Origin of the sequence: Frateuria sp. GZRe12, from assembly GCF_051900535.1 — a bacterium.
Classification (GTDB): Bacteria; Pseudomonadota; Gammaproteobacteria; order Xanthomonadales; family Rhodanobacteraceae; genus Frateuria_A.
Genome location: NZ_JBHZGI010000001.1, coordinates 510330 through 536681, shown reverse-complemented (window position 1 = coordinate 536681; position 26352 = coordinate 510330). Strand labels below are relative to the sequence as shown.

Sequence of the window (26352 nt, the reverse complement as noted above, 5' to 3'; positions counted from 1 at the left end):
CCTGATCGATGTTGTGCAGGCGGCACCAAGCCTCTTCGTGTTATTTCGCGCGCCAGTGAGGCCTGCGTAGAATGGATCGGATCATCCTTGGGAGTCGTCGATGGGGCGCAAGAAGAGAAAGGGGCGAGCCGCCTGGCGCATCCTGACCTGGGTGCTGCTGCTGGGCGTGCTGGCCGCCGTGGTGGCGGGCTGGTACGACTTCGAACGCTTCAGCCGCGCACCGCTGGCGATCGGCCCGCAGCGCCAGACGATCGACGTCGCGCGAGGCACCTCCCTGCGCGGCATCGTGGCGCAATTGCGTGCGCGCAACCTTACCCATGCGCCCTCGCTGTACTGGCGCGTGCTGGCCGAACGCATGCGGGTGGCCGACCGGCTGCATGCCGGCGAGTACGCGCTCGATCCGGGCGTCACGCCCGGCCAACTGCTCGACGCCATGGCTGCGGGCCGCGTCTTGCAGCGCGACTTCACCATCGTCGACGGCTGGACCTTCCGGCAACTGCGCGATGCCCTGGCGGATGTACCCACGCTGCGCCACGAAGGCGCTTCGCTGGACGACGCCAGCCTGATGCAACACATCGGGGCAGCCGGCGAGATGCCCGAAGGCCGCTTCCTGCCCGAGACCTATGCCTACGTCAAAGGCGACAGCGACCTGGACATCCTCAAGCGCGCGCACCAGGCCATGGTGCACACGCTGGCCGAACTCTGGCCTGGGCGCGACAAGGACCTGCCGCTGGCCACGCCTTACGATGCGTTGATCCTGGCCTCCATCGTGGAGAAGGAAACCGGGCGCTCCGACGAACGGCCGAAGATTGCCGGGGTATTCGTACGCAGGTTGGAAAATCACATGCTGCTGCAGACCGACCCGGCGGTGATCTACGGCATGGGCGCGACCTACGCCGGCAACATCCGCCGCAGCGATCTGCTTGCGGATACCCCCTACAACACCTACCTGCACGCGGGCCTGCCGCCCACGCCGATCGCGCTGCCAGGGCAGCCGGCGATACAGGCCGCGCTGCATCCGGCACCAGGCAAGGCGCTGTACTTCGTTGCCCGCGGCGACGGCAGCCACGTGTTCGCCAGCTCGCTCGCCGAGCACAACCGCAATGTCGCCTGCTATCAGCTGAAGCGCTGCCATGACTGATGCGCGACGCGGACGCTTCATCTCGCTCGAGGGCGGCGAAGGTGCCGGCAAGAGCACGTTGCTGGCTGCCCTGCGTGGACATATCGCAGGGCAGGGCATCGATCTGGTGCAGACCCGCGAGCCGGGTGGCACGACGGTGGGGGAGGCGGTCCGCGCGATCGTGCTCGACCCGCAAACGCACCGGATGGCCGCCGAAACCGAACTGCTGCTGATGTTCGCCTCGCGCGCCCAGCTCGTGCGCGAAACGATTGCCCCAGCCCTTGCGGCCGGCCAATGGGTACTGTGCGATCGCTATGTCGATGCCAGCTATGCCTACCAAGGCGGCGGCCGCGGCCAGCCGCTGGAACGTATCGCGGAACTCGAACGCTGGGCCTGCGCCGGAGTCGTGCCGGACCTGACTCTGTTGCTCGACCTTCCGGTGGCGACCGGCCGGGCACGCGCCGCCGGCCGGGGCGAAGCGGACCGCATCGAGACCGAAGCCGACGCATTCTTCGAGCGCGTGCGTGCGAGCTATCGCGCGCGTGCCGCGGCAGAGCCCCACCGGTTCCGCGTGATCGACGCCGGTCAGTCGCCCGAGGCCGTGCTGCAGGCGGCCGTCTCGGCGCTCGCGTCCCTGTTTGCGCAGGGCCCGGCATGAGTACGCCGCCGCCCTGGCACGAGGCGCACTGGCAACGGCTGCAATCGCGCCTGGCACGCGAGGCCTTGCCGCACGCGCTGCTGCTATGCGGTCCCGCAGGCTTGGGCAAGCGCGCCTTCATGCATCGGTTCGTGCGTGGCCTCCTGTGCGAGCGCCCGCGCGAGGGCGAAGCCTGCGGCCAGTGTCGCGCCTGCCTGTTGCTCGGCGCCGGCACGCACCCGGACTTCGTTACCATCAGCTATGGCCTGCGCAAAGACGGTGTCCAGCGCAAGGAGATCGTCGTCGAGCAGATCCGCGAACTGTCCGCGCGGCTGGCCATGGCCAGCCAGTTCGGCGGCTGGCAGGTCGTGGTGATCGACCCGGCCGATGCGATGAACGCATCCGCCGCCAACGCCCTGCTCAAGACACTCGAGGAGCCCTCGCCGCAGACGCTCCTGCTGCTGGTCGCCGACGCCCCCTGGCGGCTACCGCAGACGATCCGCAGCCGTTGCCAGCGGATCGAGTTCCAGTTGCCGCCGTCGGACGAGGCGATGGCCTGGCTGGCGGCGCAGGGCGTTGCCGATCCCTCCGCCGCGCTGCAGGCGGCCGGGGGCAATCCCGGCCTGGCCCAGGCTTGGGCGGAGCAGGGTGCGCTGGCACGCCGGCAAGCGGTACGCAAGGACCTGGCCGCGTTGGCCGCCGGTCGCGCCGAACCGATGGAAGTGGCGCGCCGCTGGCTCGACACCGAACCGGAGCAGTGCCTGTGGTTTGCCGCGCAGGCGGCCGTGGACGAAGCGCGGGCGCGCGCGACCGGCGGCGCCGCGCCGCTTGGCAGCCAGCTCGAACCCGACGCGCTGGCCGACTGGTTCGCCGCCGCCAGCCGAACGCGCGACGCCTTGCGCGGTCCGCTGCGTGGCGACCTGCTGCTGCTAGAGTTGCTCGCTGGCTGGCACTGACGCGATGAACCACGGAACCGTGCGGCCACCTGCCTGACGCTACACGTAGTGCGAACGCGCGCTGCCGCAAGCTGCGCGCAACGATTCGCTTGCGGCCCGAAGCCCCAGGCGTTCCCCATACCCTGGCGCGGGAGGCGCCACGACATGCCGTTGAGCCCGGAGCTGTACAGCCCCGACGCGCGGACCCGCCTGCTGGTGGTGGCTCCGCATCCCGACGACGAAACCATAGGCACCGGCGAACTGCTGCAACTCGTGCGTGCGGCGGGCGGCGAGGTGCGCGTGCTGCTGCTCAGCGACGGTGACGACAACCCCTGGCCGCAACGCTGGATCGAACGTCGCCTGCGTATCGGCGATGCCGAACGCGCGCGCTGGGGGCGGCGGCGACGCGGCGAGGTCGCCGAGGCCCTGCGCCGGCTCGACGTGCCGTTCGATGCCCTGCATGCGATGGGCTGGCCCGACATGGGCCTCACTGCGCTGGTGCGCGAGGATGCCTCGATGGCACGCGCACGGCTGGTCGAGGAGCTGGTGGATTTCCGCCCGAACGTGGTCGCCTTGCCGGCATTGCCCGATCGCCATCCCGACCACGGCAGCGCGCATGTACTGATGCGACTGGCCCTGGCCGACTGGGACGCCGAGCCGCCGCTGCTGCTCAGTTACCTGGTGCACGGTCGCGGAGAGGCGTCGCCCGACGTCGCTCTGCCTGCCGCCGCCGGGCGGCACGAGGCCAAGCTCGCGGCGTTGACGGCCCACGGCAGCCAGATGGCGTTGAGCGCAGGCCGCATGCGCCGCCTGACCGATCGCCCCGAGCGCTACGACCGCGTCGCCCGGCCCCCGGCCGACCGCGAGGCGGGCGCGCTGCCCTGGCATCCCAGGGCCTGGCGCTCGCAATTGCGCCTGACCATCGCCAGCCCGGACGGCGTACGTCACTGGCCCTGGGCCGACGCGCCGCTGCAGCGTGACGGGCAGGGCCGCTGGCGCCTGGCCGAGGTGTCCACGGCGCCATGCTTTGCCCGGCTGGACATGGACGTGCCGTCGCCGTGGATCTTCGATCGCTGGGGCTGGTGCGAGCTGTAGTCGCCGGGTCGGGCGGGGGTGGGCTGGGCCACCGCCCTTTCCGGCAATGTGGGCCGGTGGGCCGAAGCCCACCCTGCGCGATCCGTCCGCTTTGCGCCCGCCCATCGCGCTCGCTACGATGCCCGGGCGCCGGCCGAAACCGGCCGTTCGCCCCGGAGCCCACGCATGACCCCCACCGCCGCCCGTCAGGGCATCATCTCGCTGAAGATCAAGGACGCCGCGTCGCTCTACAACGCGTACATGCCGTTCCTGAAGAACGGCGGCCTGTTCGCGCCGACCGCGCAACGCTACGCGCTGGGCGACGAGGTGGTGCTGCTGATCACGCTGATGGACGAGACCGAGCGCCTGTCGGTGGTCGGAAAGGTGGCTTGGATCAGCCCGCTCGGTGCGCAGGGCAACCGCACCGCCGGAATCGGCGTGCACTTCAACGAGTCCGGTGATGCCGAAGTGGCGCGCCAGCGCATCGAGAACATCCTCGCCGGCGTGCTTTCGTCAGAGCGTCCGACCCACACCATGTAGCGCAAGGCCCTTCCGCGCACTGGTCGCATCATCACCTGCCATTTGTGAGAACGGGCGCCACTAACCAATAACTGTCGCGTCCGCAATACTTGGCGTAGTCCCCGCGCGCGCTGATACAATGCCGCGGTTACACGAAGGGATTTCGTGGAAATCGGGCGCTCGCGGCCCCCACGCGTGCGATCGTGGCTGGACAGCCCCTGCCGTGCGCGGCCTGCCGAATCGAACCAGCCTGACCGCCAATGCTGGCGGTCACTGATGCGTCCGAAGGGCGCGGAGGTACGTTGCATCGTGCTTGCTCAATACTGGCCCATTTTGCTGTTCATCGGCGTTGCCGCCGGCCTGGGCGTGGTGCTGCTGATCATCGGCATGCTCGCCGGCCCGCGCCGCCCCGAGGCGATCAAGCTCGCACCGTACGAATGCGGCTTCGAGGCCTTCGAGGACGCCCGCATGCGCTTCGACGTCCGCTATTACCTGCTGGCGATCCTTTTCATCATCTTCGACCTGGAAATCGCCTTCCTGTTTCCGTGGGCGGTGGTGTTCCAGCAGATCGGCATCGTTGCGCTGATCGAGATGGCGCTGTTCCTGCTGCTGCTGGTGGTCGGGTTCGCGTACGTGTGGAAGAAGGGCGCACTGGAATGGGACTGATCTAATGGGAATGCTGTCTTCCATCGACCGGGTGATGCACAACCCGGAACCGCTGAACCTGGTCGACGACATCCTGCGCCCGGCCGAGGACAACCCGGTCGTGCAGCGCGGCTTCGCCACCACGTCGGTCGACGCACTGATGAACTGGGCACGCACCGGCTCGATGTGGCCGATGACCTTCGGCCTGGCCTGCTGCGCGGTCGAGATGATGCACGCCGGTGCGGCGCGACTGGACCTGGACCGCTACGGCGTGATCTTCCGCCCGAGTCCGCGCCAGTCCGACGTGATGATCGTGGCGGGCACGCTGGTCAACAAGATGGCGCCGGCACTGCGCCGCGTCTACGACCAGATGCCCGACCCGAAGTGGGTGATCTCGATGGGTAGCTGCGCCAACGGTGGCGGCTACTACCACTACTCGTACTCGGTGGTGCGCGGCTGCGATCGCATCGTGCCGGTGGACATCTACGTGCCCGGCTGCCCGCCGACGGCCGAAGCGCTTATCCACGGCATCCTGCAATTGCAGAAGAAGATCCGCCGCACCAGCACCATCGCCCGCGGCTAAGGCCAATAAGCCCATGACCGATACGCAAAACACTTCGCTCGCCGCGCGCCTTGCGGCGCGGTTCGGCGACACACTGTCGCTGCTGCCCGCGCGCGGCGGCGAGACGACCGCCGAGCTGACCGCCGCCGATCTGCTGAGCGTCGCCACTGCGCTCCGCGACGAGCCGGATTTCCGCTTCGAGCAGCTGATCGACGTCTGCGGTGTCGACTACCTCGGCTATGGCCAGGACGAGTGGGCCACCGAAACGGTCACGGCCACCGGCTTCTCGCGAGGCGTCGAAGGCCAGGCCATGGGCCGCTTCAATTGGGCCGAACGCCCGCGCGATGCCAACATGCCGCGCCGCTTTGCCGTCGTCGTGCATCTGCTTTCGCTCACGCACAACCGGCGCCTGCGCCTGCGCGTGTTCTGCGAGGACGACGCGCTGCCGATGGTGCCCTCGCTCACCGGCATCTGGCCGGTGGCCAACTGGTTCGAGCGCGAGACGTTCGACCTGTACGGCATCATCTTCGATGGCCACCCGGACCTGCGCCGCATCCTCACCGACTACGGTTTCGTCGGCCATCCGTTCCGCAAGGATTTTCCGCTGATCGGCAACGTCGAGGTCCGCTATGACGCCGAGCAGCAGCGCGTGGTCTACCAGCCGGTGACCATCGAACCGCGCGTGCTGGTGCCGCGCGTGATCCGCGACGATGCCGATCTTGTCCAGGCCAGAGCCGAGGCCGCCGACGACTGGCGGAAGAACTGACATGCAGGAAATCCGCAACTACACGATGAACTTCGGCCCGCAGCATCCGGCCGCGCACGGCGTGCTGCGCCTGGTGCTGGAGATGGATGGCGAGACCGTGGTACGCGCCGACCCCCACGTGGGCCTGCTCCATCGCGGCACCGAAAAACTGGCCGAGTCCAAGCCGTTCAACCAGTCGATCGGCTACATGGATCGGCTGGACTACGTGTCGATGATGTGCAACGAGCACGCCTATGTGCGCGCGATCGAGACCCTGCTGGGCATCGAGGCGCCGGAGCGTGCGCAGTACATCCGCACGATGTTCGACGAGATCACCCGCATCCTGAACCACCTGATGTGGATCGGTTCGAACGCGCTCGACCTCGGCGCGATGGCGGTGTTCCTGTACGCGTTCCGCGAGCGCGAGGAACTGATGGACGTCTACGAGGCGGTCTCGGGCGCGCGCATGCACGCGACCTACTACCGTCCGGGCGGCGTCTACCGCGACCTGCCCGACCGCATGCCGCAGTACAAGGAATCGCCCTGGCACAAGGGCGCGGACCTCAAGCGCATCAATTCCGCACGCGAAGGCTCGATGCTGGACTTCATCGAGGAGTTCACCCGCATCTTCCCCAGCCGCGTGGACGAGTACGAAGACCTGCTCACCACCAACCGCATCTGGAAGCAGCGCACGGTCGGCATCGGCGTGATCAGCCCCGACATGGCCAAGGCCTGGGGCATGACCGGCGCGATGCTCCGCGGTTCGGGCGTGGAATGGGACCTGCGCAAGAAGCAGCCCTACGCCAGGTACGCGCAGATGGACTTCGACATTCCGGTCGGCGTCAACGGCGACTGCTACGACCGTTACCTGGTGCGCGTGGAAGAGATGCGCCAGTCCAACCGCATCATCAAGCAGTGCGTGGACTGGCTGCGCGCCAATCCCGGTCCGGTGATGGTGACGAATTTCAAGGTCGCGCCGCCCTCGCGCGAAGAGATGAAGGAGAGCATGGAAGCGCTTATCCACCATTTCAAATTGTTCACCGAGGGCTACGGCGTGCCGGCCGGTGAAACCTACTGCGCGGTCGAGGCCCCCAAGGGCGAGTTCGGCTGCTACCTGGTTTCGGACGGGGCCAACAAGCCTTTCCGCGTGCACCTGCGCGCGCCGGGCTTCGCCCACCTCTCGTCGATGGACGCCACCGTCAGCGGCCACATGCTGGCCGACGTGGTGGCGATGATCGGCACCTACGATCTCGTGTTCGGCGAAGTCGACCGCTAAGCCGGCACCGAGGAGATTCACATGAAGGCCACCGGAAATTACGAGCAGGTCAAGCACGTCGATCCGCTCGTCGTGCTGAGCGAGCACACCCGCCACCACATCGACGAATGGGTCGCCAAGTTCCCGGCCGACCGCAAGCGGTCGGCCCTGATCCAGGCCTTGTTTGCCGCGCAGGAGCAGAACCAGGGCTTCCTCACCGACGACCTGATCGTGGCGGTGACCAAGTACCTGGACCTGCCTGCCGTGTGGGGCTACGAGGTGGCGAGCTTCTACTCGATGCTCGAGACCAAGCCGGTCGGGCGCAACAACGTGGCCATCTGCACCAACATCTCGTGCTGGCTCAATGGCGCCGAGGGCCTGGTGCGCCATTGCGAGAAGAAGCTGGGCGTGAAGCTTGGCGAGAGCACGCCGGATGGACGTGTCTACCTCAAGCGTGAGGAGGAGTGCATCGCCGCCTGCGTGTACGCGCCGGCGATGACGGTGAACGGTCACTACCACGAGCGGCTCACGCCCGAGAAGCTCGACGAAATTCTCGACGGTCTGGAGTGAGGCAGGGCATGGCTAGCAGCAACGGTCCGGTCGGACCCGCACCGCAAGACCACCAGGTCGTCTACACGACGCTGCACTTCGACACGCCGTGGTCGATGGACAGCTACGAGAAGGTCGACGGCTACAAGGCGTGGCGCAAGATTCTCGCCGAGAAGCCCGATCCCGCCGGCCTGATCGACGAGGTCAAGAAGTCGAGCCTGCGCGGCCGCGGCGGCGCGGGCTTCCCGACCGGCCTGAAGTGGTCGTTCATGCCCAAGGGCACGATGCAGAAGTACATCCTCTGCAATTCGGACGAATCCGAGCCCGGCACGGCCAAGGACCGCGACATCCTGCGCTACAACCCGCACGCGGTCATCGAAGGCCTGGCGATCGCCTGCTACTGCACCGGCTCGACCGTCGCTTACAACTACCTGCGCGGCGAGTTCCACCACGAGCCGTATGAGCATTTCGAGGCGGCGCTGAAGGAAGCCTATGCGGCCGGCCTGCTGGGCAGGAACATCGGCGGCTCAGGTATCGACGTGGACATCTACACGGCGCTCGGCGCCGGCGCCTACATCTGCGGCGAGGAAACCGCGCTGATGGAGTCGCTGGAAGGCAAGAAGGGCCAGCCGCGCTTCAAGCCGCCGTTCCCGGCCAACTTCGGCCTGTACGGCAAGCCGACCACGATCAACAACACCGAGACCTACGCCTCGGTGCCGGCGATCCTGCGCAACGGCGCCGACTGGTTCCTCAACCTAGGCAAGCCGAACAACGGCGGCCCGAAGATCTTCTCGGTCTCCGGCCACGTAAACAACCCGGGCAACTTCGAGATCCGCCTGGGCACACCGTTCAAGGACCTGCTGGCCATGGCCGGCGGCGTGCGCAATGGCCACCAGCTCAAGGCGGTGATTCCGGGTGGCTCCTCGATGAAGGTGTTGCCCGCATCGACCATGCTCGAGTGCACCATGGACTACGACAGCCTGCAGAAGGCCGGTTCGGGCCTGGGCTCGGGTGCCGTGATCGTGATGGACGACACCACCTGCATGGTGCGCGCCTGCCACCGCATCTCGCGCTTCTACATGGCCGAGTCCTGCGGCCAGTGCACGCCATGCCGCGAAGGCACAGGTTGGATGTACCGCGTGCTCGACCGCATTGTCGCGGGCAAGGGCACCGAGGACGACCTGCATCGCCTCAAGGCGGTCGCCGGGCAGATCGAAGGTCACACGATCTGTGCCTTCGGCGAAGCCGCTGCCTGGCCGGTGCAGGGTTTCCTGCACCACTTCTGGAACGAATTCGAATATTTCGTCGAGCACGGTCGCTCGATGACCGACGACAAGCTTGGAGTCGCCGCCTGATGAGCGCGCAGCCGACCACCACTGCCCCCGACCTGGTCAACATCGAGGTCGACGGCAAGCCCACGCAGATCCGCAAGGGCGCGATGATCATCGAAGCCGCCGATGCGATCGGCGTGGCGATCCCGCGCTTCTGCTACCACCGCAAGCTCCCCATCGCCGCCAACTGCCGCATGTGCCTGGTCGACGTGGAGATGGGCGGCAAGCTGATGCCCAAGCCGCAGCCGGCCTGCGCCACTCCGGTGGCCGAAGGCATGAAGGTGATGACGCGCTCGGACAAGGCGCTGAAGTTCCAGAAGGACGTGATGGAATTCCTTCTGATCAACCACCCGCTGGACTGCCCGATCTGCGACCAGGGCGGCGAGTGCGAGCTGCAGGACGTGGCGCTGGGCTATGGCCGCAGCGTGTCGCGCTACACCGAGCGCAAGCGCACCATCGCCGACGAGAACATCGGGCCGCTGGTCGCCACCGAGATGACCCGCTGCATCCAGTGCACGCGCTGCGTGCGCTTCACCAGCGAGATCGCCGGCACCTACGAGCTCGGCGGCATGAACCGCGGCGAGAACCTGCAGATCGGCACGTACATCGGCAAGACGGTCGAGACCGAGCTCTCGGGCAACATCATCGACGTCTGCCCGGTCGGTGCGCTGACCAACAAGCCGTTCCAGTTCAAGGCGCGCGCCTGGGAACTGATCGCGCGGCCGTCGATCGCCTACCACGATGCGCTGGGCTCCAACCTGTGGCTGCACACGCGCCGTGGCGAGGTGCTGCGCACGGTCCCGCGTGACAACGAGGCGGTCAACGAGTGCTGGTTGTCCGACCGTGACCGCTTCAGCTACGAGGGCCTGTACGCCGCCGACCGCCTGCATGCGCCGCAGATCAAGCGCAACGGTCAGTGGCAGCAAGCCAGCTGGGAAGAGGCGCTCTCGGTTGCCGCCGAGGCGCTGAAGTCGGTGCCCGGCAGCGACATGGGCATCCTTGCCTCGCCCGCCACCACCAACGAGGAAGGCGATTTGCTGGTGCGCCTGGCCCGCGGGTTGGGCAGCGCGCACGTCGACCATCGCCTGCGCCAGCTGGACCTGTCCGATCGCCCGGTCGCCGCTCGCTTCGAGGTGCCGGTGGCCGAGGTCAGCCAGGTCAAGGGAGCGCTGCTGGTCGGCTCGGACCTGCGCTACGAAATGCCGCTGCTCAACCATCGCCTGCACCAGGCGGTCAAGCGCGGCGCGAAGGCCTATGCGGTCAACCCGGCGCGCTTCGGTTTCAACTACGCGCTGGCTGGCGAGTCGATCGTGTCGCCGTCCGCGCTGGTCGACGCGCTGCTGGCGCTGGCCAAGGCCGCGGTCGCCGATGGCGCCACCGCGCCAGTTGCGCTCGCCGATGCCATCGACGCTGCCCGACATGACGAGGGCGACCGCGATGCGATCGCCGTGCTCAAGGCGGGCAAGGCCGTGGTGATCTTGGGTGAGGTGGCCGCCACGCATCCGCAGGCGTCCTGGCTGCGTGCCATCGCGCGCTTCGTCGCGCAGGCCACCAGTGCCGGCTACAACGAGCTGCCGGTCGGCGCCAACGCGCTCGGACTGGGGCAGGGCGGCGTGCTGCCGGGCAACGGTGGCCTGGACGCGCAGGCGATGCTTGCCCAGCCGCGAAAGGGCTACGTGCTCTACGGTGTCGAGCCGCCGCACGACTTTGCCGACGGCGCCAAGGCGCTAGCGGCGTTGCGTGGCGCGCAGGCGGTAGTGGCGTTCAGCGCCTACGCCAGCCCGGCGCTGCGCGAAGTGGCCAACGTGCTCCTGCCGATCGCGCTGCTACCGGAAAACGACGGCACGCTGGTCAACGTTGATGGCCTGGCGCAGAGCGCCATCGCTGGCGCCAAGGCGCCGGGCGAGGCTCGCGCGGGATGGAAGGTGCTGCGCGCCCTGGGCGGCATGCTGCAGCTGAGTGGCTTCGAGTTTGACGATCTGGCCGGCCTGCGCGAAGGCATCACCGACCGTTTGCAGGCCTCGCATGGTGCCACGCTCGCCCCACGCCAGCCGTCGGTCGCCGGCACGCTGGTGCGCCTGGCAACCTGGCCGATATATCGCAGTGACGCCGTGCTGCGCCGGGCCAACGCGCTCAATGCCCACCCGATCAACCGCCCGGCCGCCGTCCGCATGAACGCCAACGACGCCATGCATCACGGTCTGACCGCAGGCGTGCAGGTGCGAATCGCCGATGCGTTGCTGCCGGTGGCGATCGACGCGTCCGTCCCGGATGGCGCCGTGTGGATCGAGGCCGCGCACGACCTGACCGCCACGCTGCCGCCGTACGGCGCGGCCATCACCCTGAGCAAGGCGTAACCCATGGGCGAACAACTCCTCAACGAGCTGGTCTGGCCGGTCGTCTACATCCTGTGCATCGCGGTGCCGCTGATCCTGGCGGTGGCCATGTTCGTGTACTGGGAACGCAAGGTCATCGGCTGGATGCACGTGCGCATGGGGCCGAACAAGATCGGCCCCTGGGGCGTCCTGCAGGCTTTCGCAGACGTGGTCAAGCTGTTGATCAAGGAAGTGATCCTTCCCTCCAGCGCCAACCGCTTCCTGTACTACATCGCGCCGTTGCTGGCGCTGGTGCCGGCGTTCGCGGCCTGGGCGGTGGTGCCGTTCGACGACAGGATGGTGCTGGCCAACGTCAATGCCGGCCTGCTGTACCTGCTGGCGATGACCTCACTGGGCGTGTACGGCATCATCCTGGCCGGCTGGGCGTCTAACTCGCGCTATGCGCTGCTCGGCGCCATGCGCTCGGCGGCGCAGGTCATCTCCTATGAGCTCGCCATGGGCCTGTCGCTGGTCTGCGTGCTGGTGCTTGCCGGCTCGCTCAATCTGACCGACATCGTGCACGCGCAGGGGGGCAACAAGGGCTTCCTGGACTGGTTCTGGCTGCCGTTGCTGCCGGTGTTCATCGTCTACTTCATCTCCGGCGTGGCCGAAACCAATCGCGCACCGTTCGACGTGGCCGAGGGCGAGTCGGAGATCGTCGCCGGTTTCCACGTGGAGTATTCCGGCTCGGCCTTCGCGATCTTCTTCCTGGCCGAGTACGCCAACATGATCCTGGTGAGTTTCCTCGCCTCGATCTTCTTCCTCGGCGGCTGGCTGAGCCCGTTGCAAGGCTGGATCACCGCGGACGTCTCGCCCTGGGTCAACTGGATCTGGACCGGCAGCATCGTCTGGCTGCTGATCAAGGCCTTCCTGATGTCCTTCCTGTTCCTGTGGTTTCGCGCGACGTTTCCGCGCTACCGCTACGACCAGATCATGCGGCTGGGCTGGAAGGTGTTCATTCCCATCACGATCGTGTGGGTCCTCGTGGCCGGCTGCATGAAGTATTTCGGCTGGGTCATCGCCGGAACGGGGGCATAAGGCATCTCATGAACCGCATTACCGACTACTTCAAAAGCCTGCTGCTCATCGAGCTGCTCAAGGGCATGGCGCTGACCCTGCGCTACATGTTCAAGCCCAAGTACACCGTGCGCTTCCCGATGGAGCACATTCCGCGTTCGAACCGCTTCCGCGGGCTGCACGCGCTGCGCCGGTATCCGAACGGCGAAGAGCGGTGCATCGCCTGCAAGCTGTGTGAAGCGGTGTGCCCGGCGCTGGCGATCACGATCGATTCCGCGCCCCGCGAGGGCGACGGCCAGCGCCGCACCACGCGTTACGACATCGACCTGTTCAAGTGCATCTTCTGCGGTTTCTGCGAGGAGAGCTGCCCGGTCGACTCGATCGTCGAGACCTCGGTGATGGAATACCACTTCGAACAGCGTGGCCAGAACGTGGTGACCAAGGCACAGCTGCTCGCCATCGGCGACCGCTTCGAGCCGGAGATCGCCGCGGCCCGCGCGCAAGACGCGGCGTACCGCTAAAAGGCCACCGACATGATCGATACCAACCTTCTGCAATTGATCTGCTTCTACGGCTTCGCGGCCGTGACCGTGACCGCCGCCCTGGCGGTGATCACGGTAAAGAACTCGGTGCACGCGGTGCTCTCGCTGGTGCTGGCCTTCTTCAGCACTGCCTGCATCTGGCTGCTGGCCGAGGCCGAATTCCTGGCCATCGCGCTGATCGTGGTCTACGTGGGCGCGGTGATGGTGCTGTTCCTGTTCGTGGTGATGATGCTCGACATCAAGATGGAACAGGTGCGCGAAGGCTTCATCCGCTACCTGCCGGTCGGCATCATCGTGGCGTTGGTCATGCTCGGCGAGATGCTGGCGCTGATCGGCGTGCGCGCCATGCACGCGCACGTGATGGGCGCCGATCCTGCCGCTGCCATGGGCCTCTCCAACACCGCCTGGCTGGGCGGGGCGCTGTACACGACCTACCTGCTGCCGTTCGAGATCGCCGCGCTGATTCTGACCGTGGGCGTGGTCGTGGCGGTCGCGCTGACCTTGCGTCATCGCGGCGACAAGCGGCACGAATCGGCCAGCGAGCAGGTGCGCGTCAACCCGCGCGACCGCATCCGCGTGGTCAAGATGGCGCCTTCGCGCCCGGATGAACCGACCGCCTCGCAGGAGCCGCTGCAATGATCACGCTGTCGCATTTCATCGTGCTGGGCGCGGTGCTGTTCTGCATCGCCGTCGCGGGGCTTTTCATCAACCGCAAGAACGTCATCGTGCTGCTGATGGCGATCGAGCTGATGCTGCTTGCGGTGAACATGAACTTCGTGGCGTTCTCGCGCTTCCTGGGCGACGTGTCCGGCCAGGTGTTCGTGTTCTTCATTCTCACCGTCGCGGCGGCCGAGTCCGCGATCGGCCTGGCGATCCTGGTGCTGCTGTTCCGCAACCGCAGCACGGTCAACGTCGCCGAAATCGACTCGATGAAGGGCTGAGCCGATGCAACTTTCGACCTCCATCCTGCTGACCATCGCGCTGGCTCCGCTCGTCGGCTGCCTGCTCGCGGGCTTCCTCGGCAAGCAGATCGGCCGCGTGGGCGCGCACAGCGTGACCATCCTCGGCCTGCTGGTTTCCTGCGCGCTGTCGTTCTACGTGCTCTACCAGATCACCGCGGGCGGTGCGCCGTCCTACAACCAGGACATCTACACCTGGTTCGAGATAGGCCGCCTGCACGTCAGCGTCGGCTTCCTGGTCGACCGCCTGACCGCCATGATGATGGTGGTGGTGACCTTCGTGTCGCTGCTGGTGCACGTCTACACCATCGGCTACATGGCCGACGACCCGGGCTACCAGCGCTTCTTCAGTTACATCTCGCTGTTCACCTTCGCGATGTTGATGCTCGTGATGAGCAACAACTTCATGCAGCTGTTCTTCGGCTGGGAAGGCGTGGGCCTGGTGTCCTACCTGCTGATCGGCTTCTGGTACAAGCGCCCGACGGCGATCTTCGCCAACCTCAAGGCATTCCTGGTCAACCGAGTGGGCGACTTCGGCTTCCTGCTCGGCATTGCCGCGGTGCTGTACTTCCTCAATACGCTGGACTACGCCACCGCGTTTGCCGGTGCGCCGAGCTTGATCGGCAAGTCGCTGGCGCTGACCGCGAATACGCACTGGGATGCGGCCACGGTGATCTGCGTGCTGCTGTTCGTGGGCGCGATGGGCAAATCCGCGCAGGTGCCGCTGCACGTATGGCTGCCCGACTCGATGGAAGGCCCGACCCCGATCTCCGCGCTGATCCACGCGGCGACGATGGTGACCGCGGGCATCTTCATGGTCGCGCGCATGTCGCCGTTCTTCGAGTTGTCCGAGGGCGCGCTCAGCTTCGTGATGATCATCGGCGCCACCGGCGCGCTCTTCACCGGCCTGATCGGCATCGTGCAGAACGACATCAAGCGGGTGGTCGCGTATTCCACGCTGTCGCAGTTGGGTTACATGACGGTCGCGCTGGGCGTATCCGCGTACGCCGGCGCAGTGTTCCACCTGATGACTCACGCCTTTTTCAAGGCGCTGCTGTTCCTCGGCGCCGGTTCGGTGATCATCGCCATGCACCACGAGCAGGACATGCGCTACATGGGTGGCCTGCGCAAGTACATGCCGATCACCTGGATCACCATGTGGATCGGTTCGCTGGCGTTGGTGGCGATCCCGTTCACCTCGGGCTTCTACTCCAAGGACGCGATCATCGAGGCCGTCGGCGAGTCGCATCGCTGGGGTTCGGGCTATGCCTACGTCTGCGTGCTGGTCGGCGCGTTCGTCACTGCGCTGTACACCTTCCGGCAGATGTACCTGACCTTTCACGGCAAGGAACGCTTCGTGGTGGTGGGGCCCCATGCCCACGCGCATGAGCCGCACGCCGTCCACCACGATGTCCACGATGCCCATGGCGACGAGAGTCACGCGCACTCGGACGATCCGCACCACGGCCATAAGCCGGGGGAGCTGGAGCATGCGCCGCACGAGTCGCCCTGGGTCGTGACGCTGCCGCTGATCCTCTTGGCGATCCCGTCGCTGCTGGTCGGTTTCTTCACGATCGGGCCGATGCTGTTCGGCGACTGGTTCGGTCAGGCGATCCACGTGGAGGAGGCCAACAATGTGCTGGGCGAGCTCGGTCACGAGTTCCACGGCGCCGCGGCCATGGCACTGCATGGGTTCGCCAGCTGGCCGTTCGCTCTGGTGGCACTGGCCTTCGTGATCACCACCTACATCTACCTGTTCAACCCAGCCATGGCTGGCAGGATCAAGAGCGCGCTCAAGCCGCTGTGGACGGTGCTCGACCGCAAGTACTGGGTCGACGACGTCTACTTCGCGATCTTCGCCCGCGGCGGCGTGAAGCTGGGCCGGCTGTTCTGGAAGGCTGGCGACGCGGCCGTGATCGACGGCGTACTGGTCGACGGCTCGGCCGGACTGGTTCAGCGCATCGCCGCCGGCGTGCGCCGCCTGCAGTCCGGCTACCTCTACCACTACGCCTTCGCGATGATTCTCGGCCTGATCCTGCTGCTGGGCGGGTTCTGGGTCTTCGGGTCCGGGCAGATCGGGCAATAAGGAAGCACGCTCCATGTTCAATCATTTGCTCAGCCTGCTGATCTGGCTTCCCATCGTCGGCGCGATTCCGGTACTGCTGGCCGGTTCCGGCCGCCGGGGCCTCGCGCGCTGGATCTCGCTGCTGGTGGCCGTGCTGGCCTTCGTGGCCAGCCTGTTCCTGCTGACCGGCTACAACCCGGCCGACAGCGCCATGCAGCTGGTGGAAAGCCACGTGTGGATCGCTTCGCTCGGCGTGCATTACGGCCTGGCCGTGGACGGCATCTCCGTGGCACTGATCCTGCTCACCAGCTTCGTCACGATCCTGGTGATCGTCGGCGCCTGGGAGGTGATCCAGGACAAGCCGCACCAGTACATGGCCGCCATGCTGGTGCTCGAGGGCCTGATGATCGGCGTGTTCTGCGCCACCGACGCGTTGCTGTTCTACGTGTTCTTCGAGGCGATGCTGATCCCGATGTTCATCCTGATCGGCATCTGGGGTGGCCCGCGGCGCGTGTATGCCACGCTGAAGTTCTTCATCTATACCTTCCTCGGCTCGATCTTCATGCTGATCGGGCTGATCTACCTGTACCTGAAGGCCGGCACTTTCGATTTGCACACGCTGGCGGCGCTGCCGCTGACGATGAAGGAGCAGACCTGGCTGTTCTTCGCCTTCCTGATCGCCTTCGCGGTGAAGGTCCCGATGGTGCCGGTGCACACATGGTTGCCGGATGCCCACGTGGAGGCGCCGACCGGCGGTTCGGTAGTGCTGGCGGCGGTGATGCTGAAGATCGGCGGATACGGTTTCCTGCGCTTCTCGCTGCCGATCGTGCCGGATGCCTCCGAGCATTTCGGCTGGCTGATCATCGTGCTCAGCCTGATCGCGGTGGTCTATATCGGCTACGTGGCGCTGGTGCAGGAGGACATGAAGAAGCTGGTGGCGTATTCGTCCGTGGCGCACATGGGCTTCGTCACGCTGGGCATCTTCATCGCCTTCATGCTGGTACGCGATACCAACAACCTGGACGCGGCCAAGCTCGGCATGCAGGGTGCGATGGTGCAGATGATTTCGCACGGTTTCGTTTCCGGCGCGATGTTCTCCTGCATCGGTGTCATGTACGACCGCATGCATACGCGACTGATCAAGGACTACGGCGGCGTTATCAACGTGATGCCGTGGTTCGGCTTCTTCTATGTGTTCTTCGCCATGGCCAACTCCGGCCTGCCGGGCACCAGCGGTTTCGTCGGCGAGTTCATGGTGGTGCTGGCCAGCTTCGCGGCCAACCCGTGGATCGCGCTGTTCGCCGCCTTCACCCTGATCATCGGCGCGGCGTACACGCTGTGGATGGTCAAGCGCGTGCTGTGGGGCGACATCACCAACCCGCACGTGCGCGAGATGAAGGAAATCAACGGACGCGAGACGTTCGTGCTGGCCGCCTTCGCACTCGCCGTACTGGCGCTGGGCATCTGGCCGCAGCCGCTGATCCACCTGATGGACGCTTCGGTGTCCCAGTTGGTGCAGCAGCTCGCCGTTCACAAGATCTAAGCGGAATTACACGCTAATGCCCAATCTCAACGACATCATGATCATGCTGCCGGAGTTCTATCTGGTGGCGGCGGCGTGCCTCCTGTTGCTGCTGGATGCCTGGATGAAACCCGAGCAGCGGAACATCCTGCACTGGGTTTCCATCCTGGTAGTGCTGGTCGGCATCTACCTGGTGGTAGCCGGCCAGCCGGACGTGACGGTGACCGCCTTCGGTGGCATGTTCGTGCGCGACCAGGCTGCCGAGATCCTCAAGGTCTTCGCACTGCTGTGCACTGGCCTTATTTTCGTCTTCTCGCGCCCGTACCTTGTCGACCGCAAGCTGTTCCAGGGCGAGTTCTACACGCTGATGATCTTCGCCAGCATCGGCGCCATGTTGCTGGTCTCGGCCGGCAACCTGGTGATGGTGTACCTGGGCCTGGAGCTGCTGACGCTGTGCTCGTACGGCCTGGTGGCGCTGAACCGCGATTCGCCGCTGTCGTCCGAGGCGGCGATGAAATACTTCGTGCTGGGCGCGCTGTCCTCGGGCATGCTGCTGTACGGCATGTCGATGGTTTATGGCGCCACCGGCACGCTGGCGCTGGCGCAACTGCACGGCGCGGTGGTGCAAGCGGGCATGTCCAACCTGATGGTGTTCGGGCTGATCTTCATGATCGTCGGGATCAGCTTCAAGCTGGGCGTGGCGCCGTTCCACATGTGGATTCCGGACGTCTACCAGGGCGCGCCCACGGCGGTCACCACGTTCGTCGCCTCGACCTCCAAGATCGCCGCCTTCGGCATGGCCTACCGTCTGCTCGAATCGGGCATGGGCGGACTGGCGGGGCAGTGGCAGTTGATGCTGGCGGTGCTGGCGGTAGCCTCGCTGGCGATCGGCAACCTGGTCGCGATCGTGCAGACCAACCTCAAGCGCCTGCTGGCCTATTCGACCATTTCGCACATGGGCTTCCTGCTGCTGGGCCTGGTCAATGCGGGGCCCGAGGGCTACGCGGCCGCAATGTTCTATGCCATCTGCTACGCGCTGATGAGCACCGCCGCCTTCGGCGTGATCCTGGCGCTGGCGCGGGCCGGTTTCGAGTGCGAGGAAATCGACGACTTCAAGGGCCTAAACCAGCGCTCGCCGTGGATGGCATTCCTGATGATGCTGGCCATGTTCTCGCTGGCCGGCGTGCCGCCGATGTTCGGCTTCTTCGCCAAACTGCTGGTGCTGCAGGCGGCGATCCACGCCGGCATGCTGTGGCTGGCGATCGTCGGTGCCGTCTTCGCGATCATCGGCCTGTATTACTACCTGCGCGTGGTCAAGGTCATGTACTTCGACAAGCCCGCCGAAGGTCTGGAAGTGCGCCCACAGTCGGATGGATTCCTGCGCACCGCGCTGTCGCTCAACGCGCTGGTGCTGCTGGCGCTGGGCTTGTACTGGGGCCCGCTGCTGGGCTGGTGCCGCTCGGCCTTCGCGGGCTGATGGTTTTCGCAGGGGGGGCTTCGGCCCACCGTTCGAGAAGACGGGCTGAAGTCCATCCTGCGAAGAAAAACGGTACGGAAAAGCTTGCAAGAAACCGGCCATGCCGCTATAGTTTGCGGACTCTGATGCGGGGTGGAGCAGTCTGGCAGCTCGTCGGGCTCATAACCCGAAGGTCGCAGGTTCGAATCCTGCCCCCGCTACCAGATCTTTCTTAGAACAAGAAAGCCTCCTCGTGAGGCTTTTTTGTTGGGCGCAAGGATGCGTCGCGATGCGTCGACCGTTAGAGGTATCGACGTGCCGCCGGAAAGAGCCTGGACGAGTCGGCACATCGTCGGGGTAAGGGAATGGGCCGTTGTGCCCTTTTTTTGTTTCTGGAACCACGCAAACGACGACTATGGATACGCAGGCACTCGCACAGCGCTTCACCGACGTCCTGGCTGATCTAGGCCTGGAATGCCTCGGTGTGGAGTTTTCCCCGTCGCAAGGGCAGAGTACCCTGCGCGTTTATCTGGACGTGCTCGACCGCGCCGAAGGGCGTGAGGTCACGCTGGACGATTGCGAGGCGGCCAGTCGCGAGCTCTCGGCGATGCTGGACGTGGAAGATCCGATTCCGGGCCACTACGTGCTCGAGGTTTCCTCGCCAGGCATCGATCGTCCGCTGTTTACCGCGGCCCAGTTCGCCGGGGTGGTGGGGCAGGAAGTGAAGGTGCTGCTGAAGGCGCCGATCGAGGGCCGCCGCCGTTTGCGTGGCAGGCTCGTCGCGGTCGATGGCGACAAGCTGGCCTTCGAAGCCGAGGGCAAGACGTTCGAATTCGACCATGCCGACGTGGAAAGCGCGCGCGTGGTGCCGGACTGGGCGGCGCTGGGCTACGTGCCGCAGCCCAAGCCGGGCGGCAGGAAATCCGCAAAAAAGACCGGCGAATAAGCACCAGCGAAGCCGGAACAAATTTGAGAGTGCGTCCATGGAGGGCCGCTTCTTGATCCTCGCGTCATGGATGGGCGCACAAATACCGAGGTTGCTGCAATGAGCAAAGAACTGTTGCTGGTCGTCGACGCGGTCGCCAATGAAAAAGGCGTGCCGCGCGAAGTGATCTTCGAGGCGATGGAAGCCGCGCTGGCTTCGGCCGCCAAGAAGCGCTACCCGGAAGAGGATCCGGACATTCGCGTTGCGATCGACCGCACGAGCGGCGATTACGAGACGTTCCGTCGCTGGGAAGTCATCGCCGACGACGGCGAGATGGAGTCCCCGTTCCACCAGCTGCGCCTGATGGACGCGCTGGACGAGAAGGAGGACTCCGAGGTCGGCGACTACATCGAGCAGCAGATCGAGAACGCCGAGTTCGGCCGCATCGCCGCGCAGGCCGCCAAGCAGGTGATCGTGCAGCGCGTGCGCGAGGCCGAGCGCCAGCAGGTGGTCGATGCGTACAAGGATCGCATCGGCGAGCTGATCACCGGCATCGTCAAGCGCGTCGAGCGTGGCAACGTGTACCTGGACCTGGGCGGCAACGCCGAGGCATTCATCCCGCGCGACAAGACCATCCCGCGCGAATCGGCGCGCGTGGGCGATCGCGTGCGCGGGTACCTCTACGAGGTCCGCTCGGAAGTTCGCGGCCCGCAGCTGTTCGTCTCGCGCGCCGCACCGGAATTCATGATCGAGCTGTTCAAGCTCGAGGTCCCGGAAGTCGGCCAGGGCCTGGTCGAGATCAAGGGCTGCGCCCGCGACCCGGGCGATCGCGCGAAGATCGCCGTTATCGCGCACGACAGCCGCACCGATCCCATCGGCGCCTGCATCGGCATGCGCGGCTCGCGCGTGCAGGCGGTCTCCAACGAGCTGAACGGCGAGCGCGTCGACATCATCCTGTGGCACGACAACCAGGCGCAGTTCGTCATCAACGCGATGGCGCCGGCCGAGGTGCAGTCCATCATCATGGACGAGGAAAAGCACTCGATGGACATCGCGGTGGCCGAGGACAAGCTGTCCCAGGCGATCGGTCGCGGCGGCCAGAACGTGCGTCTGGCGAGCAAGCTCACCGGCTGGCAGCTTAACGTGATGACCCAGGACCAGGTCACCGCCAAGAGTGAGTCCGAGCAGGCGGCCGCGCGCCAGCTGTTCATGGACAAGCTGGAAGTGGACGAGGAGATCGCCAACATCCTGGTGCAGGAAGGTTTCTCCAGCGTCGAGGAAATCGCCTACGTGCCGAGCGCCGAGCTGCTGGCGGTCGAGGGCTTCGACGAGGACATCGTCGAGGAGCTTCGCGCCCGCGCCCGCGACGCGCTGCTTACCGAAGCGCTGGCTGTCGAGGAAGGCATCGCCGAACCGTCCGAGGAACTGCTCGGCCTGCCCGGCATGGACGAAGCCACCGCCTATGCGCTGGCTGCACGTGAAATCAGTACGGTGGATGACTTGGCCGACCTCGCGGTCGACGACCTGATCGACATCGATGGCATGGACGAGGAACGCGCCGCCGGTTTGATCATGGCGGCCCGCGCACCGATGATCGAGCGACTGGAGAAGGGCGGCTAACCGCGGACGGCGGCGCCTTTGGAAGGGCGCGCCGAGGAAGACCCACGGGTCTTCCGCCATGGATGGAGGTGGACGTGCAGGCCTGGGCCGCACGGACGATAAGCGCGGGAACGGCGGAGAAAGAACACGATGTCGGATATCACGATCAAACAACTTGCCGAGCAAGTGAAAATGCCGGTTGACAAGCTGCTCGGTCAGCTTGCCGAGGCTGGCATGAACTTCTCTGCCCCCGAGCAGTTCATCAGCACGACCGAAAGGATGAAGCTGCTGGGCTTCCTGCGCCGTACCCATGGCAAGGGTGAGGCTGCGCCAGAGGCGGAAGACAGTGCTCCGCGCCAGATCACGCTGAAGCGCCGCAAGGTCAGCGAGCTGAAGGTCGCCACGCCTGGTGGCCGCGGTGCGGCCAGCAGCGCCAAGACGGTGAACGTCGAGGTGCGCGCCAAGCGCACCTACGTCAAGCGCAGCGTGATCGCAGAAGAAGCCAGTGCCGAGCCCGAGCGCGAGGAAGCCGTGCGCAAGCTGGCCGAATCGCAGCAGCAGCGCGAGCACGAGGAGCGCGAGCGCCACGAAGCCGAGCAGCGTCGCCAGCAGGAGGCGCAGCAGCGCGCGCTGGACGAGCAGCACCGGGCCGAGGAAGCAAAGCGCCAGAGCGAGCTGGTGGCTATCGAGCAGCCTGCCGAGGTGTCGGCTCCCATGGAAGCCTCCGCCCAGGAAGTCGCCTCCGAGGCGCCGGCGGCCGCCACCGCCAGGAATGTTGCCGCCCCCGTGCCGGCGCCGTCCTCCGGCACCGACCACAGTGCGTTCGGCATGATCGTGCCGCGTATCCATGAGCCGCGTAAGCGAGAAAAGAAGGTCGTCGCGGCGCCCGCGCCGGCACCCGCACCCGCGCCGGCCCCGGCCCCCGCGGATGCACGTGGCGCCGCCAAGGCGCGGTATGGCCGCGATCGCGACGAAGGTCCTGGCGGCAAGCGCTTCGCCGGTGGCGAGCTGCACCTGTCCGATGCCGATCGCGCGCGCCGTTCCAGCAAGCGCGGCAAGCCGGGCAAGGGCGGCCGCGAGATGACCCGTGGCGGCACGGCTGCGGCTTCGGGGCCACACGGCTTCTCCCGCCCGACCGCGCCGGTCGTGCGCGAAGTGGTAGTCGGCGAGGCCAACGTGGTTGCCGACCTCGCCCAGAAGATGGCGGTCAAGGGTTCGGAGGTGGTCAAGGCGCTCTTCAAGATGGGCGTGATGGCCACCATCAACCAGACGATCGACCGCGATACCGCGACGCTGGTGGTCGAGGAGCTCGGCCATACGCCGGTCGAAGCAAGCGAGAACAACGCCGAGGCCGCGCTGGCTGCGCACACGCAGAATGCCGAGCTGGAAGGCGAGAAGTCCGCTCGTCCGCCGGTGGTCACCATCATGGGCCACGTCGACCACGGCAAGACCTCGCTGCTGGACTACATCCGTCGCACCAAGGTGGCGGCGGGCGAGGCCGGCGGCATCACCCAGCACATCGGCGCGTACCACGTGGAGACGCCCAAGGGCGTCATCACGTTCCTGGACACTCCGGGCCACGCCGCGTTCACCTCGATGCGCGCCCGCGGCGCGCAGTCGACGGACATCGTGGTGCTGGTGGTGGCGGCCGACGACGGTGTCATGCCGCAGACGGCCGAGGCCGTGCAGCATGCACGCGCCGCCAAGGTGCCGCTGATCGTGGCGCTCAACAAGATGGACAAGTCCGACGCCAATCCGGACCACGTCAAGCAGGGCCTTGGCAACCTCGAGGTCATCCCGGAAGAGTGGGGCGGCGATACGCCGTTCATCCCGGTGTCTGCAAAGACCGGCATGGGCATCGACGACCTGCTGGACGCCCTTTCCGTGCAGGCCGAGGTGATGGAACTGACCGCGGTGTTCGACGGCCCCGCCTCCGGCGTGGTGATCGAATCCAGCCTGGACAAGGGCCGTGGCCCGGTCGCCACCGTACTGGTGCAGCAAGGCACGTTGAAGCGCGGCGATTTCGTCGTCTGCGGCGTCGAGTATGGCCGCATGCGCGCGCTGGTCGATGAAAACGGCAAGACCGTGCAGGAAGCCGGTCCGTCGATTCCCGTACAGGTGCTTGGCTTGTCCGGCGTGCCGGAGGCCGGTGACGACTTCGTGGTGGTCGCCGACGAACGTCTGGCCCGCGAAGTGGCCGCCGAGCGCCAGCAGAAGCGCCGCGAGACGCGCATGGTCAGCAAGGCCAACCGCCTCGAGGACATCATGGCGCTGATGGGTCAGGGCGCCGAGCAGCAGACGCTCAACATCCTGGTCAAGGCAGACGTGCAGGGTTCGGTGCAGGCGCTGCGCGATTCGCTCAGCCAGATCGGCAACGAGAACGTGAAGGTCAACGTGATCGCCGCCGGCGTCGGTGGCATCACCGAGTCCGATGCGACCCTGGCGGCCGCCTCCAAGGCACTGGTCATCGGCTTCAACGTCCGTGCCGATGCTTCGGCGCGCAAGGTGATCGATACCGCCGGCCTGGATGTCCGCTACTTCTCGATCATCTACGACGTCATCGACCAGGTGAAGCAGGCCGCTTCGGGTCTTCTGGGCATGGAAGTGCGCGAGGAGATCATCGGCGTGGCGCAGGTCCGCGAGGTCTTCCGCAGCTCCAAGTTCGGCGCGGTGGCCGGCTGCATGATCACCGAGGGCACGGTCAAGCGGAACAAGCCGATCCGCGTGCTGCGCGACAACACGGTGATCTTCCAGGGCGAGCTGGAATCGCTGCGCCGCTTCAAGGAACTCGTCGACGAGGTGCGCAACGGCATGGAATGCGGTATCGCCGTGAAGCAGTACAACGACGTGAAGGTGGGCGACCAGATCGAGTGCTTCGAGCGCATCGAGGTTGCCCGGACGCTGTAACGCTGTGCTCCGCTCTCTCCTTCCGCTCGACGAGCTCAGGGCGAGAGCTGGGGTGAGGGCCCGCTCTGGTGCCAGCGCCTGCTGGCCTGACGCGGGCTCGCCCCTCACCCATCCTCTCCCGGATGGGTGAGGGACAACGAGGCTGCCGCTACGCGGCAGTCCGCTATTGATTGGAGCCTTCATGCCCTCACGCGACTTCAAACGCACCGACCGCGTAGGCGCCGAGCTCCGTCGCGAACTCGGTTTGCTCGTCCACGCCGCCGTGCGTGACCACGCGCTGCCGTCGGTGAGCGTTTCCGACGTGGAAGTCACCCGCGACCTCGACTTCGCCACGGTGTGGGTCACCGCACTTCAGGCCGAGCGCGCGAAGGAGGCCGTCAAGGCGCTCAACGAACTGGCGATCGAATTCCGTCGCACGCTCTCGCGCAGCATGCGCCTGCGGCGCGTGCCGGAACTGCGTTTCAAGTACGACGATTCGGTCGACAAGAGCGAGCGAATCGAGCGCCTGCTGCGCGACTCGGGCGACATCCAGCCGAATCCCGATGGCGAAGGCAAGTCGTAGGTCCCACGCTTCCCGCCAGGACCCGGCGCGCCGGCTGCGCGACCTGCACGGGATCCTGCTGCTCGACAAGCCGCTGGGCATGAGTTCGAACCAGGCCCTGCAGGCAGCGCGCCGCCTGGTGCGCGCGGCCAAGGGCGGCCATACCGGCGCGCTCGATCCGCTGGCGACCGGCCTGCTGCCGCTGTGCTTTGGCGAGGGCACCAAGATCGCCGGGATGCTGCTGGGGGCGCGCAAGGCGTATCTGGCCGAATGCCGGTTCGGCGTGACGACCACCACGGCCGACCTCGAAGGCGATGTCCTGGAGCAGCGGCACGTGCCAGCGTTCGAGGCGGCCGTCATCGAACAGGCGCTCGCCACCCTGCGCGGGCGCATCATGCAGGTTCCGCCGGTGTATTCGGCCCTCAAGCAGGGCGGCGAGCCGTTGTACGTGAAAGCCCGTCGCGGCGAGATCGTCGACGTGCCGCCGCGCGAAGTGGAAATCCACCGGCTGGAATGTATCGCCCACGAAGGCGACTGCCTGAGCCTGCTGGTGGAGTGTGGCTCGGGCACCTACATCCGCAGCCTGGCGGTGGATCTGGGCGAACGCCTGGGCTGCGGCGCCCATCTGACCGCGTTGCGCAGGCTATGGGTCGAACCGTTCCGCGAACCGGCCATGGTCACGCTGGCCGATCTCGAGGCGGCGGCCGGGCAGGGCGAGGCCGCGTTGGACGCGCTGTTGTTGCCGCTGTCGGCCGGGTTGGCCGATCTGCCGGCGCTGGCGCTGGACGAAGGCCAGGCTTTCGCGGTCGCCCAGGGCCAGCAGATCCCCTGGCCGGGCGCCCCGGACCAGGGACGCAGCGCCGCCTTTGCACCGGACGGACGCCTGCTGGCAATGGTCGAGCCGGATCAATCGGGCCGGGTGCGTATCGTCCGTGGTTTCAACCTGCCCGGTGGCGCGCTCGCGTCGGATAAACCTCCCCCGGCGGCGATAGGTCCGTAAACGGCACCATTTCGCGCTCTTGTTGCCAACCGCTCCGCCTCGCTACAATAGCGAGCTTGTTCCAGAGCTTTA

24 protein-coding genes and 1 tRNA gene are annotated in these 26352 nt (G+C 66.3%); all 25 read left to right on the top strand.

Annotation, left to right across the window (positions count from 1 at the left end; all coding sequences use genetic code 11):
* Window positions 1-100: 100 nt before the first annotated feature.
* The 25 genes from mltG to truB all read left to right on the top strand — a co-directional run bounded on the left by mltG (window position 101) and on the right by truB (window position 26280).
* Entirely contained in the window at window positions 101-1141 is a 1041-nt protein-coding gene (gene mltG / locus ACFWZ4_RS02440; RefSeq protein ID WP_439703147.1) for an endolytic transglycosylase MltG, read from the top strand.
* Window positions 1134-1778 (top strand): dTMP kinase, encoded by a 645-nt coding sequence (gene tmk, locus ACFWZ4_RS02435; RefSeq protein WP_439703146.1) that lies wholly within the window; start codon window positions 1134-1136, stop codon window positions 1776-1778. Before mltG ends, tmk begins: the two co-directional genes overlap by 8 nt.
* The gene (gene holB / locus ACFWZ4_RS02430) at window positions 1775-2713 is read left to right on the top strand and encodes a DNA polymerase III subunit delta' (RefSeq protein WP_439703145.1); all 939 of its coding nucleotides are present in this window, start codon (window positions 1775-1777) and stop codon (window positions 2711-2713) included. Before tmk ends, holB begins: the two co-directional genes overlap by 4 nt.
* Before the next feature lie 144 nt (window positions 2714-2857).
* Window positions 2858-3787, top strand: a complete 930-nt coding sequence (locus ACFWZ4_RS02425) for a PIG-L deacetylase family protein (RefSeq protein ID WP_439703144.1) — start codon at window positions 2858-2860, stop codon at window positions 3785-3787.
* Between the two features lie 165 nt (window positions 3788-3952).
* Complete coding sequence (locus ACFWZ4_RS02420) at window positions 3953-4306, top strand: PilZ domain-containing protein (RefSeq protein ID WP_231320571.1); 354 nt, start codon at window positions 3953-3955, stop codon at window positions 4304-4306.
* A 288-nt stretch (window positions 4307-4594) separates the two neighbouring features.
* On the top strand, window positions 4595-4951 hold the full coding sequence (locus ACFWZ4_RS02415) for an NADH-quinone oxidoreductase subunit A (RefSeq protein WP_231326002.1): 357 nt from the start codon (window positions 4595-4597) through the stop codon (window positions 4949-4951).
* A gap of 4 nt (window positions 4952-4955) precedes the next feature.
* Window positions 4956-5513: a NuoB/complex I 20 kDa subunit family protein gene (locus tag ACFWZ4_RS02410; RefSeq protein WP_231320569.1), complete on the top strand. Its 558-nt coding sequence runs from the start codon at window positions 4956-4958 to the stop codon at window positions 5511-5513.
* 13 nt (window positions 5514-5526) lie between these two features.
* Window positions 5527-6258, top strand: a complete 732-nt coding sequence (locus ACFWZ4_RS02405; RefSeq protein WP_439703143.1) for an NADH-quinone oxidoreductase subunit C — start codon at window positions 5527-5529, stop codon at window positions 6256-6258.
* Between the two features lies 1 nt (window position 6259).
* Window positions 6260-7513, top strand: coding sequence for an NADH-quinone oxidoreductase subunit D (locus ACFWZ4_RS02400; protein WP_231320567.1), 1254 nt, complete (start codon window positions 6260-6262; stop codon window positions 7511-7513).
* 21 nt (window positions 7514-7534) lie between these two features.
* Window positions 7535-8062, top strand: coding sequence for an NADH-quinone oxidoreductase subunit NuoE (gene nuoE / locus ACFWZ4_RS02395; RefSeq protein WP_231320566.1), 528 nt, complete (start codon window positions 7535-7537; stop codon window positions 8060-8062).
* An 8-nt stretch (window positions 8063-8070) separates the two neighbouring features.
* Complete coding sequence (nuoF, locus tag ACFWZ4_RS02390; protein ID WP_439703142.1) at window positions 8071-9396, top strand: NADH-quinone oxidoreductase subunit NuoF; 1326 nt, start codon at window positions 8071-8073, stop codon at window positions 9394-9396.
* Window positions 9396-11729, top strand: coding sequence for an NADH-quinone oxidoreductase subunit NuoG (gene nuoG, locus ACFWZ4_RS02385; RefSeq protein WP_439703141.1), 2334 nt, complete (start codon window positions 9396-9398; stop codon window positions 11727-11729). Before nuoF ends, nuoG begins: the two co-directional genes overlap by 1 nt.
* A 3-nt stretch (window positions 11730-11732) precedes the next feature.
* Entirely contained in the window at window positions 11733-12785 is a 1053-nt protein-coding gene (nuoH, locus tag ACFWZ4_RS02380) for an NADH-quinone oxidoreductase subunit NuoH (protein WP_439703140.1), read from the top strand.
* Window positions 12786-12793: 8 nt separating this feature from the next.
* Window positions 12794-13285 carry an NADH-quinone oxidoreductase subunit NuoI gene (gene nuoI / locus ACFWZ4_RS02375; protein ID WP_231320562.1) on the top strand — a complete coding sequence of 164 codons (492 nt, stop codon included), beginning with the start codon at window positions 12794-12796 and terminating at the stop codon, window positions 13283-13285.
* A gap of 12 nt (window positions 13286-13297) precedes the next feature.
* Complete coding sequence (locus tag ACFWZ4_RS02370; RefSeq protein ID WP_439703139.1) at window positions 13298-13945, top strand: NADH-quinone oxidoreductase subunit J; 648 nt, start codon at window positions 13298-13300, stop codon at window positions 13943-13945.
* A complete protein-coding gene (nuoK, locus tag ACFWZ4_RS02365; protein WP_091336603.1) occupies window positions 13942-14247 on the top strand; it encodes an NADH-quinone oxidoreductase subunit NuoK in 306 nt (101 codons plus the stop codon). Before ACFWZ4_RS02370 ends, nuoK begins: the two co-directional genes overlap by 4 nt.
* Before the next feature lie 4 nt (window positions 14248-14251).
* A complete protein-coding gene (gene nuoL, locus ACFWZ4_RS02360; protein WP_439703138.1) occupies window positions 14252-16351 on the top strand; it encodes an NADH-quinone oxidoreductase subunit L in 2100 nt (699 codons plus the stop codon).
* A 13-nt stretch (window positions 16352-16364) separates the two neighbouring features.
* Window positions 16365-17873 (top strand): NADH-quinone oxidoreductase subunit M, encoded by a 1509-nt coding sequence (locus ACFWZ4_RS02355; RefSeq protein WP_439703137.1) that lies wholly within the window; start codon window positions 16365-16367, stop codon window positions 17871-17873.
* A gap of 16 nt (window positions 17874-17889) precedes the next feature.
* Window positions 17890-19329 (top strand): NADH-quinone oxidoreductase subunit NuoN, encoded by a 1440-nt coding sequence (gene nuoN / locus ACFWZ4_RS02350; protein WP_439703136.1) that lies wholly within the window; start codon window positions 17890-17892, stop codon window positions 19327-19329.
* A gap of 126 nt (window positions 19330-19455) precedes the next feature.
* Window positions 19456-19532 (top strand) — tRNA-Met (locus tag ACFWZ4_RS02345).
* Window positions 19533-19723: 191 nt separating this feature from the next.
* A complete protein-coding gene (gene rimP, locus ACFWZ4_RS02340; protein WP_439703135.1) occupies window positions 19724-20254 on the top strand; it encodes a ribosome maturation factor RimP in 531 nt (176 codons plus the stop codon).
* A 99-nt stretch (window positions 20255-20353) separates the two neighbouring features.
* The gene (nusA, locus tag ACFWZ4_RS02335; RefSeq protein ID WP_439703134.1) at window positions 20354-21853 is read left to right on the top strand and encodes a transcription termination factor NusA; all 1500 of its coding nucleotides are present in this window, start codon (window positions 20354-20356) and stop codon (window positions 21851-21853) included.
* 129 nt (window positions 21854-21982) lie between these two features.
* Window positions 21983-24739: a translation initiation factor IF-2 gene (gene infB / locus ACFWZ4_RS02330; RefSeq protein ID WP_439703133.1), complete on the top strand. Its 2757-nt coding sequence runs from the start codon at window positions 21983-21985 to the stop codon at window positions 24737-24739.
* Window positions 24740-24920: 181 nt separating this feature from the next.
* A complete protein-coding gene (gene rbfA / locus ACFWZ4_RS02325) occupies window positions 24921-25301 on the top strand; it encodes a 30S ribosome-binding factor RbfA (protein ID WP_439703132.1) in 381 nt (126 codons plus the stop codon).
* The gene (gene truB / locus ACFWZ4_RS02320; protein WP_439703131.1) at window positions 25282-26280 is read left to right on the top strand and encodes a tRNA pseudouridine(55) synthase TruB; all 999 of its coding nucleotides are present in this window, start codon (window positions 25282-25284) and stop codon (window positions 26278-26280) included. Before rbfA ends, truB begins: the two co-directional genes overlap by 20 nt.
* Window positions 26281-26352: the final 72 nt, after the last annotated feature.